Source organism: Aequorivita sp. KMM 9714 (assembly GCF_011065475.1).
Lineage (GTDB): Bacteria > Bacteroidota > Bacteroidia > Flavobacteriales > Flavobacteriaceae > Aequorivita > Aequorivita sinensis.
This window is the reverse complement of sequence record NZ_JAAGRO010000003.1, coordinates 312,744-330,836: the sequence shown is the minus strand read 5'-3', so window position 1 is coordinate 330,836 and position 18,093 is coordinate 312,744. Positions and strand designations below refer to the sequence as shown.

The 18,093-nt window shown below is 35.2% G+C and carries 11 protein-coding genes and 1 pseudogene; 7 read left to right on the top strand and 5 right to left on the bottom strand.

Features of this window, described 5'->3' with window-relative positions; genetic code table 11:
* The 5 genes and pseudogenes from G3A46_RS10260 to G3A46_RS10240 all read left to right on the top strand — a co-directional run.
* Positions 1-2,483 (top strand): annotated as a pseudogene (locus G3A46_RS10260) (collagen-like protein); the annotation flags it as partial.
* Between the two features lie 219 nt (positions 2,484-2,702).
* The gene (locus G3A46_RS10255) at positions 2,703-6,113 is read left to right on the top strand and encodes a hypothetical protein (protein ID WP_165149485.1); all 3,411 of its coding nucleotides are present in this window, start codon (positions 2,703-2,705) and stop codon (positions 6,111-6,113) included.
* A 10-nt stretch (positions 6,114-6,123) separates the two neighbouring features.
* Entirely contained in the window at positions 6,124-7,365 is a 1,242-nt protein-coding gene (locus G3A46_RS10250; protein WP_165149483.1) for a gliding motility-associated C-terminal domain-containing protein, read from the top strand.
* Between the two features lie 13 nt (positions 7,366-7,378).
* Positions 7,379-8,308 (top strand): type IX secretion system membrane protein PorP/SprF, encoded by a 930-nt coding sequence (locus G3A46_RS10245; RefSeq protein ID WP_165149481.1) that lies wholly within the window; start codon positions 7,379-7,381, stop codon positions 8,306-8,308.
* A gap of 45 nt (positions 8,309-8,353) precedes the next feature.
* The gene (locus tag G3A46_RS10240; protein WP_165149479.1) at positions 8,354-10,282 is read left to right on the top strand and encodes an OmpA family protein; all 1,929 of its coding nucleotides are present in this window, start codon (positions 8,354-8,356) and stop codon (positions 10,280-10,282) included.
* 143 nt (positions 10,283-10,425) lie between these two features.
* On the opposite strand, the gene G3A46_RS10235 is transcribed toward G3A46_RS10240, so the two are convergent.
* On the bottom strand, positions 10,426-10,863 hold the full coding sequence (locus tag G3A46_RS10235) for a nucleoside deaminase (RefSeq protein ID WP_165149477.1): 438 nt from the start codon (positions 10,861-10,863) through the stop codon (positions 10,426-10,428).
* Between the two features lie 331 nt (positions 10,864-11,194).
* Positions 11,195-11,668: a hypothetical protein gene (locus G3A46_RS10230; protein WP_165149475.1), complete on the bottom strand. Its 474-nt coding sequence runs from the start codon at positions 11,666-11,668 to the stop codon at positions 11,195-11,197.
* Between the two features lie 371 nt (positions 11,669-12,039).
* On the opposite strand from G3A46_RS10230, the gene G3A46_RS10225 reads away from it, so the two are divergent.
* A complete protein-coding gene (locus G3A46_RS10225) occupies positions 12,040-13,452 on the top strand; it encodes a glycosyltransferase (RefSeq protein WP_165149473.1) in 1,413 nt (470 codons plus the stop codon).
* A gap of 140 nt (positions 13,453-13,592) precedes the next feature.
* Here G3A46_RS10225 and G3A46_RS10220 read toward each other — a convergent pair whose 3' ends face one another.
* Both G3A46_RS10220 and G3A46_RS10215 read right to left on the bottom strand, forming a co-directional pair.
* Positions 13,593-14,009, bottom strand: a complete 417-nt coding sequence (locus G3A46_RS10220; protein WP_165149471.1) for a response regulator — start codon at positions 14,007-14,009, stop codon at positions 13,593-13,595.
* 4 nt (positions 14,010-14,013) lie between these two features.
* Positions 14,014-15,456, bottom strand: a complete 1,443-nt coding sequence (locus tag G3A46_RS10215) for an ATP-binding protein (RefSeq protein WP_165149469.1) — start codon at positions 15,454-15,456, stop codon at positions 14,014-14,016.
* Between the two features lie 163 nt (positions 15,457-15,619).
* Here G3A46_RS10215 and G3A46_RS10210 point away from each other — a divergent pair, with 163 nt between their 5' ends.
* Positions 15,620-16,183, top strand: a complete 564-nt coding sequence (locus G3A46_RS10210; RefSeq protein ID WP_165149467.1) for a response regulator — start codon at positions 15,620-15,622, stop codon at positions 16,181-16,183.
* Positions 16,184-16,242: 59 nt separating this feature from the next.
* Here the strand turns inward: G3A46_RS10210 and G3A46_RS10205 are convergent, their stop codons facing one another.
* Positions 16,243-17,838 (bottom strand): FMN-binding glutamate synthase family protein, encoded by a 1,596-nt coding sequence (locus G3A46_RS10205; RefSeq protein ID WP_165149465.1) that lies wholly within the window; start codon positions 17,836-17,838, stop codon positions 16,243-16,245.
* Positions 17,839-18,093 lie beyond the last annotated feature (255 nt).

Here is an 18,093-nt window from a genome sequence, read left to right as displayed (position 1 = left end):
ACTGGTGGATTGGAACTACTGACACTGGAGTTAAAGCACAAGGTGAAGATGGTAAATCTGCTTACCAAGTTGCAGTGGAAAATGGTTACGTTGGTACGGAAGCAGAATGGTTGCAATCTTTAAAAGGAGCAGATGGTGCCGACGGTGCTGATGGTTCTGTGGTAACTATTGTAAATGGAAACTGGTATATAGACGGTGTGGATACAGGCGTTGCAGCTGGTGGACAAAACGGTCAAGACGGATTAACGCCAGAAATTGGAACAAACGGAAACTGGTGGATTGGAACTACTGACACTGGAGTTAAAGCACAAGGTGAAGATGGTAAATCTGCTTACCAAGTTGCAGTGGAAAATGGTTACGTTGGTACGGAAGCAGAATGGTTGCAATCTTTAAAAGGTGAAGACGGTGCGGACGGTTCTGTGGTAACTATTGAAAATGGAAACTGGTATATAGACGGTGTGGACACAGGCGTTGCAGCTGGTGGACAAAACGGTCAAGACGGATTAACGCCAGAGATTGGAGCAAACGGAAATTGGTGGATTGGAACTACTGACACTGGAGTTAAAGCACAAGGAGAAGATGGTAAATCTGCTTACCAAGTTGCAGTCGACAATGGTTTTGGTGGAACTGAAGCAGAATGGTTGCAATCTCTAAAAGGTGAAGACGGTGCGGACGGTTCTGTGGTAACTATTGAAAATGGAAACTGGTATATAGACGGTGTAGACACAGGTGTTGCAGCTGGTGGACAAAACGGTCAAGACGGATTAACGCCAGAGATTGGAGCAAACGGAAATTGGTGGATTGGAACTACTGACACTGGAGTTAAAGCACAAGGTGAAGATGGTAAATCTGCTTACCAAGTTGCAGTGGAAAATGGTTACGTTGGTACGGAAGCACAATGGTTGCAATCTTTAAAAGGAGCAGATGGTGCTGATGGTTCTGTGGTAACTATTGAAAATGGAAACTGGTATATAGACGGTGTGGACACAGGTGTTGCAGCTGGTGGACAAAACGGTCAAGACGGATTAACGCCAGAGATCGGAGCAAACGGAAATTGGTGGATTGGAACTACTGACACCGGGGTTAAAGCACAAGGAGAAGATGGTAAATCTGCTTACCAAGTTGCAGTCGACAATGGTTTTGGTGGAACTGAAGCAGAATGGTTACAATCTTTAAAAGGTGAAGATGGTGCTGACGGTTCTGTGGTAACTATTGAAAATGGAAACTGGTATATAGACGGTGTGGACACAGGCGTTGCAGCTGGTGGACAAAATGGTCAAGACGGATTAACTCCAGAAATTGGAGCAAATGGAAACTGGTGGATTGGAACTACTGACACTGGAGTTAAAGCAAAAGGTGAAGATGGTAAATCTGCTTACCAAGTTGCAGCGGAAAATGGTTACGTTGGTACGGAAGCAGAATGGTTGCAATCTTTAAAAGGAGCTGATGGAGCTGACGGTGCTGATGGTTCTGTTGTAACCATTGAAAATGGAAACTGGTATATAGACGGTGTGGACACAGGCGTTGCAGCTGGTGGACAAAACGGTCAAGACGGATTAACTCCAGAAATTGGAGCAAACGGAAATTGGTGGATTGGAACTACTGATACAGGTGTAAAAGCACAAGGAGAAACAGGACCTATAGGACCTGCAGGTGCCACTGGACCTGCTGGACCAACTGGACCTATGGGACCAGAAGGACCTCAAGGTCAAGAAGGAGCTGACGGTTCTATGTGGACTAGTGGTTCTGGCGATCCAACTACAAATGGTATTTCAGGAAATGACGGAGATCAATATCTAGATACAGATACTGGAGATGTATATGAATATAATGGTAGTGCTTGGGTATTAACAGGAAACATTAAAGGTCAGGATGGAGTTGTAAACCCTGCAAACTTAACGGCAGCAGACACTAATGGTGACGCAACTATAGAAATTGTTACTGGCGGAACTGAGGCTGTTTTGGTTGAAACTAGTTTGAAAGTTAAAGATGAATCTATAACATCTACTCATATTAAAAATGGTACAATTCAAGCTGAAGATATAGCTAATGCAGATCCAAACCATGTTCTAGTTACTGATGTAAACGGAAATCCAGTATGGGTAGACAAGTCTACGCTAAACGGAAACGGACCTAAGTTTTTCTATATGCCGGCGGTTATATTTGAAACTTCTCAAACTGGAACTGGATTACAACGAAACCTTTACGATGATTATAAAAAGCAATTTACAGGTGTAGCTTTTGATGTAGCTCACGGCGCAGCTGGTCCTTCTTTAACATACAACGGTGGACTAATTGGTAGCACAAATGCTCCAGCCCAAATACAAATATTCGAAAGCAATGAATTGTATTACTACATAACATATTTTGATGAGAGTGTTTTTGCAAATCTAAGTATTAATGAAAACGGGGTGTTAACGTATGATATTATAGACAGCTCATCTCCTGCTTCATTTATGAATATTGTATTTGTAATTAAATAAAGCTTATAAACCTAGGCGCCTAAAACATTAAGGTGCCTAGGTTACATTAAATTATTTAAGCCTGGAATAAAATTGTGGTTTAGGAATTATTGATTAAAACGTAACAAAATATTGAAGTTTATAAAACTCAAACTAAAAGTTGCCATTAGCTATTTTGTTTTAGCTACAGTTTTAATAGCCTATGATGTTTCTAGCCTCAAAAACTTTTAAAAAAATAATATGAATTTTAATAGATATCTATTCACGAATCCTGGGCGCATCACCAAGCTAATATTATTGCTTGGAGTCTTTATATTCTCCGCACAAACATATACTTGGGCGCAGACTAAGGAATATGCTAGTAGTCAAATAAGTGGGACAAACAGTAAAGGAGTTATACTTGGAATACCTACTGGAAACTATTCCCCAACCAACGACACTAACTTAGCAAAAGTTACCAACCCTAACTTTGCTGTCGATGCTGATGAATCCACACGCGCAACTCTAAATGCAAATAACATAGTAATTTTAGGAACGGGTGGTTTAGGTGAGGCATGGATACAAATGAATTTTGGAAATGAATTAAGTGCTAATACAACAACATATATAAAAATTGACGAACCTGTAGCCACAGGTGCTAGTTTAGATCTTTTAGAACTAGTTGGTGGATTGTTAGGGTTGTTAGACAACAACATTATTACTGAAGTTTATAATGGAAATAACTTAGTGAATGCAACAAATGTACATAGTACAATTGCTGAAGATTCAGAAGGCAATCTATACTTGGCTGTAACTTCAAGTTCAATTTATACGGGTGTGCGCGTGAAATTACGTTCAGAATCGAATTTATTGGATATTTCATTAGGTGGTGGTTTAGAACTTAATGTTTATGAAGCTTTTCACTATACAGATTCTCCTACTTGCGGAAGACCACTTTACACGTATTACGAAGACTCAGGAGTTAGTATAGCTTTACTTGATTTTGATAATCAAAACTTAGGAAATGCCATTGATGACGATATGGAAACCTATTCCCTTGTAAAGTCAGGTGCTTTATTAGGAATCGATGTAATAGGTTCTATGGCTCAAAGTTTTAATTTTATTTCTGAATCTACAGAAACTTCTACATTAAATATAAAATTAGCCTTAGGTTCAGGAGGATTGATTAACACCGACTTATTAGGATCTATCCAAGTGTTGCTTTATGACGCAAACGGTCAAGAAGTTTACAATCAAGCCTTACAAAGTAGCTTATTAAATAATACTGACATCCTAGCTATATTAGGATCAGGTGCTCCTGCAACGCTAACATTTGCTCCAGGAAGGAAATTTTCTCGTGCTGAAGTTAAACTTAATTCTACTGTTGGTGTAAACCTTTTAGGAAATGGAGTTAGAATTTACGACGTTCAACGTTATGACGGGCTTGGGACTTGCTTGAATCCTGAAATCGCCGCCACTCCTGATCCAACTCAAGGGCCTTTAGAAACTCCTTCTTGTGCAACTGCATTAATTGATTTTGAAAATGTGGATTTCCCTCATAATACAGTTGACGGAAATAACGAAACATTTGCTACACTACATGCAGATTCAGGTAGTTTATTAGGAAGTGGACCAACTGCTGGTTTCGTTGAAATGGACTTAGGGCAAACAGTGTCTGCAAACCACACCACTTATGTGCGTATTAATTACGACGAAGATGTTTTAGACAGGCTGTTAGGTGGTAGTTTAGGGAAATTAGTAGGCGACTTAGCCAATAGTTTACTATTAGGTAATCAGTTTTTTGAAGTCGAAGCTAAAAACGGTAATACCTCTGTTCTTAGCAGAACTAGCTCTGATGCGTTTGAAGGCACTTCAAATGGTGCTGTTACATTAGTGCAAGATAACATAGGACGTTATTATATAGCAATTACACCAGATGCAGATTATAACCGTATACGTATTACAAATCACGTTGTAGCATTATTAGCAACAGGGAAAAAAGCCTCTTTAGATGTTTACAATGCTTGTTTTGACATAGGTACAGACAACTGTTTTCCTGCAAATTTCACTTCATATCGAGGTGGAGGAATTGGACTAAGCTTAGGGAATATTTCTAGTGTAGGGGTAACAGATGCCTATAAAGCTATTAGCGAAAACTCTTCGGACTATTCCGAGATTAATCTTGGTGTAGCTGGTGTATTGGCTCATGTTTATCAAACAGTTTACTTTAGTCAGCCTTCACAAGTTGGAGATAAAGTAAAAATCAGATTGGCATTAGAACCATCATCTGCATTAAGCTTGGATGTTTTAGGTAGATATAGAATTAAATTTTTCAGTGGAAGTACACAAGTTGGTAACGATGAAACTTTAGAAAGTGGATTAATCAATAATTTAGATTTATTGGCATTATTCGGCTCTGCTGGTATTGTAGAATTAGAATATGAACCTTCAGGTATTTTTGATCGTGTAGAAATTGGTGCTGAATCTATTGCAAGTGTGAATGTTGCTGCTGAACCTTTACGCTTATATGATGTAAAACGCTATGGTGACACTTGCCCATTGACCCCTACTCCATTTCCATTTGAAGCACCTTCTTGTTCTACAATTTTAATTGACTCGCACAATGCAGATAACGTTCAAAATTTATTTGATGACGATTTCGATAGTTATGCAACTTTAAAATCAGGAGCAGGTATTCTTTTTGGACTAGGAAATAAGTTCGAAGGTTATGTAGAAATGGGTTATGAGCAACCTGTGGCTGCAGGAGTAACTTCATACATACGTATAGATTTTGACGAAAATATCCTTGGTGCTTTACTTGGGGGTAGTCTTGGAAATATCGTTTCAGGATTGTTGGATGGTATAATTCTAGGAGACCACTTCTTTAAAGTAGAAGTGAAAGATGAAAATGGAAATGTTATCGATTCAGCCAGTAGCAATCAAGCTTCTGATGGTGGTAATAACAATATACGTGTGGTCCAAGATAAGCAAGGGCGCTATTATATAGCGGTAACCCCAACGCAAGCATACAAGTCTATAAAAATTACGGATGCTACAAATAGCGCGTTAGGATTATTGACTCAACCCAACACTATGAATGTGTATGGAATGTGTACAGACTTAGTTACAGATCCATGTTTTGGAGCCTTTGCTACTTCTTTTGAACATACAGGACTTAGCTTAAGTGTTAACGACCTTGGTGGAGCTGGTGTTACCAATATGTCATATACTATCGACGATAACACTACAAACTATTCAGAAATTAGTAATGGAACATTAGGAATTGGTGCTTCTACCAAGCAATGGATATTTTTTAATTCAGTGTCAAACACTAATGATATTGCTGTACTTAAATTGAAAACCGAAGGTGGAGGCATTGATCTAGACCTTTTAGGTGGATTAGAAATCAAAGCGTATTTAGGAGATAATGAAGTAGCTCAATTTGATTTTCAAGATGGGTTAATAAATGGCGTAAACATTCTAAATCTACTGAATAACAATCAAATGGTGGAATTAAATTTTAGACCTGGACTTAAGTACGATAGAATTAGCGTAGGGATTAAAACTTTAGTTCAAGCTTCAGTATTTCCACCAATTCACCTTTACGGAGTAAATCGTTTATGCTCTGGTGCTATGGTTACAAATCCAATGATTTATCAAAAAGTTGATTAAAACACAAATTATGAAAATAACATTATCACATATAATTGTTTTGCTGTTCTTTACTTTCACAACACTTGCACAGACAAGTAATGAAGGGATGCTTTACGTAAGTGAAGGCACAGAGTTTTCAACGGTAGAGCGTTTTAACAACTTAGAAACAGGAGCGTTTTTTAATGATGGTGATGCATTTATCTATAGTCACTTTCACAACGACGGACATGTAGATTTCTATCAAAATACAGGATTAACTAGGTTTATCGGAAACACTGTTCAGTCTATTAGCGGCTCCAAGGTAAGCTATCTTTACGATGTATATTTTAACAATACTAGCAATTCGGTTCCATTTGAAATTTCAGGAGACCTAAACATTAGTGGAGAAGCCGATTTATACAACGGCATTTTAGACAACGATAATTTTGGTGGCGCAATTACTTTTAACACCGATGCTTTCCATATCAATACTTCCGATTACAGCCATATTGATGGTCCTGTAACTAAGTTTGGCGATAAAGCATTTACCTTTCCTATTGGTGATGGTGGATACTATCGTTTTGCTGGAATATCAGCCCCTGCTAATTCGGGTAGCATTTTTGAAGGTAAATTTTACTTTGAAAATTCCGACCCAATGTACTCTCATGATTTAAAAGCAGGTGTAATTGAGGAAATCGACAATCAAGAATATTGGACCATTAACAAGGAGTCTGCTGCAGAAGAGGATATGTTAATTACGCTTTCTTGGCGAGAAGAAACCACCCCACAATCCATGATTGATGCAGCTTCACAAGACGCGTTAACAATAGTGCGCTGGAATGAAGAAACTAATATGTGGGTAGATGAAGGCGGTGTTATAGATATCGATAACAAAACAGTTACTACCGCAGTAAACGGTTATGGAGTTGTAACGTTTGGACGCTTAAATACTGGAGAAGTTTTACCGTGTCATATTGTAGTTTATAATGCTGTTACTCCAAATGGTGATGGTAAAAACGATTACTTCTTAATTGACACATCAAATAATGAATGTGCAAGCAACCTTAATGTACAAATTTTTAACCGTTGGGGGATAAAAGTATTCGAGTCTGACAATTACGGCGTTGATGGAGATGTGTTTGATGGCTTTTCAACAGGTAGATTAACTGTTGATGGAGATAAGCAGTTACCTACCGGAACCTATTATTACATTTTAGATTATCAATACGGTAATCCTTCAGAAAATAATAGACACAAACAAGCAGGTTATTTATACCTAAGTGGAAACTAATAAGAAAAATTCTATGAATATTAATATATCAAAAATATTTGTTTTCGTCCTACTGGCATGTATGTTTTCGGCTTCACAGCAGATGCAGGCTCAGCAAGATTCACAGTTTACCCAGTATATGTATAATAGCGTAAGCATAAATCCTGCATACGCTGGTAACCGTGGATCATTAAGTATGATTGGAGTTTACAGAAATCAATGGGTAGGTTTAGACGGTGCACCTGAAACCTTAAACTTTACAGCTCACTCCCCTATCGGTATTCAAGGCATCGGACTCGGACTTGGTTTTAGTAGTGATAAAATTGGACCTTCTACAGAAAGCGTTATAACTGCAGATTTTTCATATTCTATAAATGTATCAGACGCTGCAAAGTTATCTTTTGGGGTTAAAGGAGGGTTCTCATTACTAGATGTAGACCCAAACAAATTGCTTATTTACGACCCTAATGATTACGACTTGACGCAAAAAAACTATAGTTCACCTATAGTTGGTGCTGGATTATTTCTTCATACCGATAATTGGTATTTAGGCTTATCTTCTCCTAATCTATTAGAAACAGAACACTATGACGATGTGAAAGTTTCAACTGCTACCGAGAAAGCACATTTTTACTTTACAGGAGGTTATATTTTTACGATGAACCCAAACCTTAAACTAAAACCTGCGTTTATGGCTAAAGCGGTTGTAGGCGCTCCTCTTGCTATAGATGTTTCTGCTAACGCATTACTTTATGAGCGTGTAACTTTTGGTTTGGCCTATAGGTTTGATGCAGCTGTAAGTGGATTGGCTGGTTTTCAAGTGAACGACAACATAATGATAGGCTATGCTTATGATTATGACACTACACCACTTGGAAGGTATAACGATGGTTCCCACGAAATATTTTTACGCTTTGAATTAGGCACTAGAGTAAAGGCTAAGTTAAACCCAAGATTCTTCTAGACGAAATGAAGTATCAGCACTACTAAAAATAACAAATATAGACAGATGAAAAATAACATTACTTTATCCCTAATTTTAGTGTGCTTCCTGGGCCTTGCATTAACAAGTAATGCTCAAGAACAAAAACTAAAAAAAGCTGATAAAAAATATGAGCAGTACAATTTTGTGGATGCTCAGAAAATATATCTAGCTGTAGCTGAAAAAGGATATGAATCCGAAGAGTTATTTACAAAACTTGGAAACTCATACTATTTTAATGCTCAATACGACGAGGCATTAAAATGGTATAGCCGTTTATTCAACCTTAACGCAGATCAAGAGCAGTCAATTTTATTGCGTTATTCACAAACGTTGAAAGCCACCGCTAACGATACAGAAGCAAAAAATGTTTACAATAGATACTTGGATAAAAGTAAAGCTACTGCAAATAAATCAATTGACTATCCATCTTTAATAGAGCAAAATTCTGGTAGATATGAATTACAACCTATCGAAGCTCTTTACGATGAAGATAAAATTTCATTTGGGCACACAAAAGTTGACAATAATCTAATTTATGCATCTACTTCTAGTACACAATCATTCTTAAATAGAAAAAGTGCTTGGGATGGCTTAAGCTTCCTATCGTTATATCAGATTGAAATTAATGAAGAAAATATAACTTCAGGAAAACCTAGTAAAATTAAAGGTAAACTTAATAGTAAGTTTCACGAATCTTCTCCAGTATTTACCAAGGATGGTAATACAATGTATTTAACGCGTAACAACCTTACAGCCGACAATAAAGACAACAACCAAAAGCTAAAAATATACAGAGTTAAAAAAGAAGACGGAAAGTGGTTAGAACCTGAAGAGCTTCCATTTAATAGTGACCTTTATTCCTCCGCTCATCCTGCTTTAAGTCCAGATGAAACTAAATTATATTTCTCTTCCGATCGTCCAGGTGGCTATGGTAATTCTGATATTTATGTAGCTTCAATTAAAGAAGATGGCACCATAGGTGAAGCTGTAAATCTAGGATCTAAAATAAATACTGCAGGAAAAGAAACCTTCCCTTTTATTTCACAAGAAAATGAATTATATTTTTCTTCAGATGGTCATTTTGGACTGGGAGGTATGGATGTGTTTTATGTAAAAATTCAGGATAAAGGTTATGGAAATGTTCTTAATGTTGGCGCTCCTGTAAATACCTATGCAGATGATTTTGCTTTCGGAATAGATTCAACCACGAAAAGAGGTTTTGTTAGTTCAAACCGAACTCAAACCACAGGTACTTTTGTTTATGACAACATTTATTCCTTTATAGAAACCGCACCCATTATTGATGTGTTTAAAGCAACAATTGATGGCAATGTTACCGACAAACAAACTGAAGAGCCTATAGAAGGTGCTACTATTACGTTTAAAGATTCCGATGGTAACCACTATACTACGCTAACAACCGATGAGACCGGGTATTTTTCAACCGAAACAAACAAGTTTCATAAATATACCATTCGTGCAAGTCATCAAAACTATGATACCGATGAAAAGAGTTCAACTCCAGGTCTAGAATCACAATCGGTAGATTTCCAATTACAAAAAAACAAAGAACAAATCATATCAGGTACAGATTTAGCTAAGGTGCTTAATATTCCTATGATTTATTTTGATTTTGACAAGGCTAACATTCGTCCTGATGCACAAGTAGAATTAGAGAAAATTGTTGCTACTCTTAATGAGTACCCACAATTAAAACTAAACATACGTTCGCACACTGACAGCCGCGGAAATGATGCATATAACAAAGCCTTGTCTCAAAGACGTGCAACATCTACAATGGACTATATTGGATCAAAAGGAATAGACTCAAGCCGATTAAAAGCTGAGGGACTTGGGGAAAGTGAATTAATAAATAATTGTAGTAACGGAGTTAAATGCTCGGAAGCTGAACACCAGAAAAACAGAAGATCGGAGTTTATTATTATAGAATAAGACCGATATATAAAAGTGATTAAATTTAAAACCAAGTGATTAACAAAAATCACTTGGTTTTTTTTATAGAATTATAAATAAAGACTATTTAATTTTATTATACGCTTTAGTCTCTTGTATTCATAAAATATAGTAATTCATAATCACGCTCCAACATCCTCATTCCAAAGCTCAGGATTTTCAGAAATAAAGTAATCTACTAGTTCTTTGCACCTTCTATCGTTTAGCACAATCACCGAAACTCCATTTTCTATCAACATATCCTCCGCACCTAAATAATTGGTGTTTTCACCAATAACAACCTTTGGAATACCATAATGTAAAATCGCTCCAGCACACATCGGACAAGGAGATAAAGTGGTATATAAAACACTTTCCTTATAAATTGAAACAGATTGTCGGCCAGCATTTTCAATGGCATCCATTTCTGCATGTATAATAGGACTGTCTTTTTGAACTCTTTTATTATGTCCGCGCCCAATAATCTCTCCATTATACACCAAAACAGCTCCAACAGGAATTCCGCCCTCTGCTATACCTATTTCTGCTTCTTTTAAAGCTTCTGAAAAAAATTTATCCATAATTAATATTCAAACTTTTTAAGTTAATAAGTTTCATACTCAAAAGCTTGGCTTTTTTTAAAACCAAAGTATGCTGAAATGCTACAACAAGGGGATTTTTAAATTTAAATCAGAAATTACTGAAGTTAAATTTTGGCAGGAAAGTCTATTATATAAATATTATGGGGTAAATATTATTAATATATCAACAACCCACTAAAATATACTTATACGCTTTCACCAAAGTAACAATTTCCAAGGCATCAAAACAATACGTATCGCCACGTACTTATCAGGTACTTATACTTAAAATTAGCTACAAGATCCAATTTTAAAGCCTTATTCTACATAATTAATCTAATCGACTACCTGCATTTTCACGTGCCCAAACTCGGTAATTTTTAAATTGAGTTTCACTTAATATTTTGCTCAAAATATTGTCTTGAAGTTCGGTGCGCTCAAAGCTATTCATTACTTTATTTCGGTTGTTTTTATTCCAATTTTGCAATGTTCTATTCCATTCACTATTGAATCTATTTACTTGCTCCTCCGTCATAGCAAGATCTACAAACATTTTTTGATTCTTAGCCTTAGCAGCTTCCTCAATCTGTTTACTTGATAATTCTTTGTTAGGAATCTCAGTTGATAGCTGTTGAGATTTATTAGATCTATCACTTTTAACTGGAACATCAGTGTTTGCTCTACCCCTATTGGTAGCTTCAATCGGATTTGAATTAGTGTTTGTATTCGTATCTGTTTTTGTTACGCCACAAGCCGTAAACAGACCTAATAAAGTAATTAATGACAAGCTTTTAACGGTATTCATAGTTATAATTTTAAAATTATTTTTCTCTTAAACATTAAAATTGTTCGTTTTTTCAATGGTTGAAAAAACGAACAAACTAATACTAACTTACGAAACATTTAGATTTTAACTAGTTTCCTATAATAGTAATTATAGCAATTATTACTCCATACTTAAAATTCAGCAACAACCTACAGAATCTAGACTCACTTGCTATCCAAACTGTATAATTGTATATCCAACTGTATAAAATTTATACACTTTTTGTATCTGTAAATCCTCAAATGCTCAATAAAACCTAGTAAACCTCACTCGGCATAACAGTTGCTAAACACTTCCTCGAATTGATAAACAATTTTCAAAAGCGAATAAAAATCAATTAAGGATTTAAAATGAACAACAACACACAAGACACTTCAGTAAATCATTTAGATAAATCTACAGAACAAGTAGCTATTAAGTACAATAATCAAAATAAGTCTGTTTCACGTACAAACCCTTGGGGGATATTTGTGCTTGCTAGCACTTTCTTATTAATTTTTATTGCTACCTATCTATTTTTCTATTTAGATACCGACTTTGCCAATTTTCGTGAAGAACGTATGAGCTCAACCCTAGGTTATGCATTTTTAGTTATGGCCACTGCTCTTTTAGTCTTTAAAGCTGGGTTCTTTATTTATACCCTTATTAGATATTTCAAATACAAACCTATAGCATCTGTAAGTGATGAGGAATTGCCCACTTGTACAGTAATAGTTCCTGCTTACAATGAAGGTAAACAAGTGTGGGAAACATTAAAAAGTTTAGCCAACAGTGACTACCCAGCAGAAAAATTGCAATTATTAGCTATTGACGACGGTAGTAAAGATGATACTTGGCATTGGATGCAACAAGCCAAAAAAGAATTAGGAGATAGAGTTACTATATTTCAACAACCTAAAAACAAAGGTAAACGTCACGCTCTTTATCGTGGATTCAACATTGGTACTGGAGATGTGTTTGTAACTGTGGATAGTGATTCTGTTGTAAATGAAGATACTTTAAGAAATTTGGTTAGCCCATTTATTCTAGATGAAAAATGCGGTGCGGTAGCTGGAAACATTCGAGTATTAAACAATAAAAAAGCGCTTTTACCAAAAATGCTCGATGTAAGTTTCGTACTTAGTTTTGAATTTGTACGTTCTGCAGAAAGTAGTCTTAACTCAGTATTATGTACTCCAGGAGCATTAGCTGCCTACCGCCGAAGTGCTGTTTTTGCTGTACTTCCTGAATGGATAAACCAAACATTTATGGGAAAACCATCAGATATAGGCGAAGATAGAGCTATGACTAATATGATTTTGAAACAAGGTAATAAAGTGTTGTTTCAGCGTAATGCTTATGCTTATACCAACGTACCTGAAAGTTATAAGGGACTATATAAAATGTTCATTAGATGGGGACGTAGTAATGTGCGCGAAAACATTGAAATGTCTAAATATGTTTTTACAAATTTTAGAGAAGAATCAAAATCTGGAATACGATTACTATTTATAAGTCAATCGTTGAAGATTATAATGAGCTATCCATTTATTCTGTTTATGCTATTCTTTATAGTAACACACCCAATATTGTTCTTTAGCTCTACGCTATTCGGAATTCTTATATTCTCAAGTTTCCCGATGTTGTTCTATGCTAAACGATACAATGTATCAGAATCTTTTTGGGCGTATTCATATAGCATATTATACACTTTTGCATTATTTTGGATTACTCCTTACGCAATCGCTACAGCTAGCAAAAGAGGCTGGTTAACGCGAGGATAACAGTTATAAATTTAGATCCGATAGGATTTCTGGCCAGCACCCAATTGACCAACTATTTATGTGCTGGCCTTTTTTATGGCTGTATTTGAAGAAGATTAATAATGAAAAAGACAATTACACTTTTACCCGAAAAGCTGGGATTAGGTAAGGTATTTTTTTAAATATGTATCTATTATAGTTTTAAGGTAATCTTCATTAAGGGGCTTATTATAAAAACCATGTACACTTTTAAATTCCTTAGCTCTAGACTTATCTCTTTCGTCTATAGAATTACTTAGCATTGTAAGCACAACTTCCCCTTGCTGAGACACAGTAAGTTTTTCGTATTCTTCCAAAAACTCCCATCCGTTCATTCCTGGCATATTGATATCCAAAAATATCAATGTAGGTTGAGGGTATTTTCCGTCTAATTCACTTTTTAAATATTCTAAGGCGTCTTGTCCGCTATAACATATATGAATATTATCGCTTATACCCATTTTCTTGATTTTTCGAGCGTGATAAAAATTATCACTTTCCGAATCGTCAATGAGCAATACATTCTTTAATTTTTTCATATAGTTATTTTTTTAAAGTAAAATGAACAGTGGTGCCAACTCCAAAAGTAGAACTTACCCAAATGTTACCCAAATGAAGTTCTACTATTTTCTGACAAAATGCTAAGCCTATCCCCTGACCTTCATAGTCTTTATTGCTATTAAGCCTGCTGAACATATCGAAAACCTTAGTAAAATCTTTCTCAGGAATACCAATTCCATTATCTTTTATATGAAAATTGAAATAGTTATCTGTTTCGTCGAAAGATATTTTAATGTTAGGTTTTACATCTGGTTTAGTGAACTTTATAGCATTAGAAATAAGATTTTGAAATAATTGTTTTAGCTCGATTCTGTATCCTGTTATTGTTGGTAACTGGTCGTGCTCTATTACAATTCCACGTTCTTCAATTACCACAGTAAAATCATCTTTAATTTTTTCTAATGTTTCATTTAAGTTCACTTCCTCCATCTGACCACTTGTACCAATTCTGGAAAAAGAAAGGAGTCCGCTAATAAGGTTTCGCATTCGTTCTACTGCCTTATTTATGAAGTTAAAATACATTACAGCTTCCCCTTCCACTCGTTCCGGGAAATCTTCTTGAAATATTTCTAAGTAATTTGAAACTGTACGTAATGGCTCTTGCAAGTCGTGGGAAGCTACGTATGCAAAATGATCTAACTGTTGATTTTTTACGATAAGAGAATCATTTAATTTATCTGCCTCTTCTATTGCCCTTTCTTTTGCTTTAATTTCCTTCTGCTTTTCAGCATTAGAAATTTTTAAATCTTTTAAAGTATGTTGTAAATTTTTATTTGAACGTTCTAAATCAGATTGTGTTTGAAGAAGCTCTTCGATTAAAGGTCTAATCTTTCTTATTAAGTTAAAAAGACTTAGGAAAACTATGATAGTAGCAATCCCCAATCCTGCCAGAATTATAAGCTTCCAAGTAGTAAACTTCCTAATTCGTTTATCAAGAATAACATCAGCAGTTACTAAAAGATCTTTCAAAATTGATGCTACATCATCATTAAAATGAACATCTTTATGATTAGCTACTTCAATCGGAGAAAAATCAGAAGTTGGATTTAATAAAATACTGTCCAACAGTTTAAGATTAGCATCCATTTTAGCTTCAACGGCATCTACTCGATCTACTTGATGTTTTGTTTCTCGAACTAAATATCTTAACGATTTTAATAATGAGTCGTATTCTTTTTCGGCTAACCTGAATTCTTCTTTATACTCAATATTATTAGTGTATCTATAGGTTAAGCCAAAGCTTTCCATTTTAGATATTGTAGAAGAAATTTGATCGATATTGTTTTTTACCTTCCAACTTTCCGCAATTTCATCGGCAGAATCAGCATTTTGCATAAATGAAAATCCTATTAAAATAATCACAAGAATAAGCGAAGAGACTAGCAATATAAAGTTAGTTAAACCAACTTTTCTGATTCTTTTCATAGGCAAATGATATAAGCTGATTAAAAACACAGCTATCCTTTCAAAGGTAATGAACTAGATTTACATGACAATAAACCAAAAAATAATTCCAAATAACACACCTAAACTATAAAATGACAAAATAATTAGATAAATTTACTAGTCTAACCACAACTTATTCGAGATGGCTTTACCTGATAATATGAATTTTTTGATAGTTGAAGATTTAGTATCAGATACTTTTTTACTTCAACGACAGCTTAAAAAAATTTCAGTAAATCCTGAAATTCGATTTGTAGATAGCGAGATAAGTTTAATAAATGCTTTAAAAACATACATTCCAGATATGGTTATCACCGACTTTAACCTTGTAGGAATGAATGCATTTGATGTTATTAGAATTTCTAAAAATTATAACGACAATATTCCAATAGTAGTTATCACTGGAAATCTAAAATACGAAGCGGATAAGGAAGAATTGTTAAAGAGTGGTGCCGAAGGTTTTTTCCTAAAAGAACCTATTAATACGCTTAATGAAAGGTTACTCCCTCTATTTGAGAATATTATAGCAAATAGCCAAGATAAAATGGACCGCATAGATAGGCAAAGACGCAAATACGATTCTAGCAAATCTCATAGCGACTTTTTAAGAGAATACACTTTTGGCGATGATAATGAAGATGAGGATACAGAAAACCAGAAAGAACCAACGATATTAGAAAAGATAATGAACCTATTTAAGAAATAAAAAAGAGTCTGATTCTACAGTAGAATCAGACTCTTTTTTTGTCTTTAATTTATTATCAATTATGGGTGAATTCCCCAACGGTTTTTATCGGCGTAAGCGAAATCCAACTGGTATTTTTTAGGAATATCACCATTTAGCATAGAACCTTCCTTAATAGATGGGAATAACTCTTCGTAAGTAATCATTTCATTTAATGATACTCTTCTATAAATATGAGTTCGTGTAAGATTTCTAGTTTCATCTACACCAGTAGCTCCTAATAATTCCACGAAATTCTTAATTGTTTTTTCGTGATAATTAGCAACACGTGTTTTCTTATCTTCTGGAACCAAACCTACTGTTAATTTAGGGTCTTGAGTGGTAATACCTACAGGACATTTATTGGTGTTACAAAGTAAAGCTTGAATACACCCAATAGCCATTTTCATACCTCTCGCTTGGTAACACCCGTCTGCTCCTAAAGCAATAGCACGAGCAATATGGAACGCTGAAGTAATTTTACCTGAAGCAATCACCTTAATATGTCTACGAATATTCATACCATTTAAAATGTTATGAACGAAATCTAAACCATCTAACAACGGTGCACCTACATAATTACTAAATTCTGGTGGTGCAGCTCCAGTTCCTCCTTCTCCTCCATCTACCGCAATAAAGTCTGGATACAAATCGAGCTCAACCATTGCTTGACAGATTGAAATAAATTCACTCTTATAGCCAATACAAAGCTTAAATCCAACTGGTTTACCTCCAGACAACTCTCTTAGTTTTTGAATAAACTTAACCATTTCCATAGGCGTATCAAACGCAGAATGGTAAGGCGGAGACACTACTTTTACGTGTGGTTTAATATGTCTAATTTTTGCAATTTCCTCAGAGTTTTTCTCTGCAGGAAGTATTCCACCGTGACCTGGTTTTGCTCCTTGAGAAATTTTAAGCTCAATCATCTTAACATTAGGATGTTTAGCTTTTTCAGCGAATAATTCAGGGTTAAACTTACCATCTTCGGTACGGCAACCAAAATAACCTGTTCCAATTTGCCAGATTAAATCTCCTCCATGCTTTAAGTGATAATGACTTAAACCACCTTCTCCAGTATTATGGGCGAAATTTCCAATTTTTGCACCAGCGTTTAAAGCTTCTACAGCATTAGAACTAAGTGCTCCAAAACTCATCGCAGAAATATTTAAGATACTAGCCGAATAAGGTTGTGTACAATCCTTATTACCGATCATTATACGAGGATCGTTATTTAATGTATCAAAAGCCTTTGGTGCAATTGAATGACAAATCCATTCGTATCCTTCAGCATAAAGATCTAATTGAGTTCCAAAAGGAATAGTATCTCTTACCCCTTTTGCTCTTTGATATACAGTTGAACGATCGACTCTATTAAAAGGACGACCATCAATGTCAGATTCAATAAAGTATTGATACAATTTTGGACGAAGTTCTTCAAGCACATAACGCAAACGACCGAACACGGGATAATTTCGCATAATTGTATGTCGCGTTTGAAGTACGTCGTAATACCCTAAAGCAGTAAATAAGAAAACGATTACAAAAAACACATACCATGAAGGGTCTAGGTAGTAGCCTAATGCAAAAGTTACTATAAGCAAAACACTCGAAAATATAAAGAATTGAGTACGCATAATTGGGATTTATTGAAATTGGGTCTATGTTTTATAGAATATATTAGCTCTTATAAAATATAAAATTCTGATAATCAGTAACCTGTAGATTTTAATTATTAAAGGCCAAATTACAACTTATTTCTCAAGATACTAATATGAAAATAGAGTTTTTAAATGCATTAATTTAAATGATAAATAAATGCCGCTAACTTTAATTCACTTAGAGTTCTTTTAAAATGTTTGTTATTAATAATTCAACAATAATAACTTTTC

What these genes read in the sequence shown, in the direction of transcription:
- G3A46_RS10255 (WP_165149485.1), top strand. Translation starts at nt 2,703, where the DNA reads ATGAATTTTAATAGATATCTATTCACGAATCCTGGGCGCATCACCAAG.
- G3A46_RS10250 (WP_165149483.1), top strand. Translation starts at nt 6,124, where the DNA reads ATGAAAATAACATTATCACATATAATTGTTTTGCTGTTCTTTACTTTC.
- G3A46_RS10245 (WP_165149481.1), top strand. Translation starts at nt 7,379, where the DNA reads ATGAATATTAATATATCAAAAATATTTGTTTTCGTCCTACTGGCATGT.
- G3A46_RS10240 (WP_165149479.1), top strand. Translation starts at nt 8,354, where the DNA reads ATGAAAAATAACATTACTTTATCCCTAATTTTAGTGTGCTTCCTGGGC.
- G3A46_RS10235 (WP_165149477.1), bottom strand. Translation starts at nt 10,863, where the DNA reads ATGGATAAATTTTTTTCAGAAGCTTTAAAAGAAGCAGAAATAGGTATA.
- G3A46_RS10230 (WP_165149475.1), bottom strand. Translation starts at nt 11,668, where the DNA reads ATGAATACCGTTAAAAGCTTGTCATTAATTACTTTATTAGGTCTGTTT.
- G3A46_RS10225 (WP_165149473.1), top strand. Translation starts at nt 12,040, where the DNA reads ATGAACAACAACACACAAGACACTTCAGTAAATCATTTAGATAAATCT.
- G3A46_RS10220 (WP_165149471.1), bottom strand. Translation starts at nt 14,009, where the DNA reads ATGAAAAAATTAAAGAATGTATTGCTCATTGACGATTCGGAAAGTGAT.
- G3A46_RS10215 (WP_165149469.1), bottom strand. Translation starts at nt 15,456, where the DNA reads ATGAAAAGAATCAGAAAAGTTGGTTTAACTAACTTTATATTGCTAGTC.
- G3A46_RS10210 (WP_165149467.1), top strand. Translation starts at nt 15,620, where the DNA reads ATGGCTTTACCTGATAATATGAATTTTTTGATAGTTGAAGATTTAGTA.
- G3A46_RS10205 (WP_165149465.1), bottom strand. Translation starts at nt 17,838, where the DNA reads ATGCGTACTCAATTCTTTATATTTTCGAGTGTTTTGCTTATAGTAACT.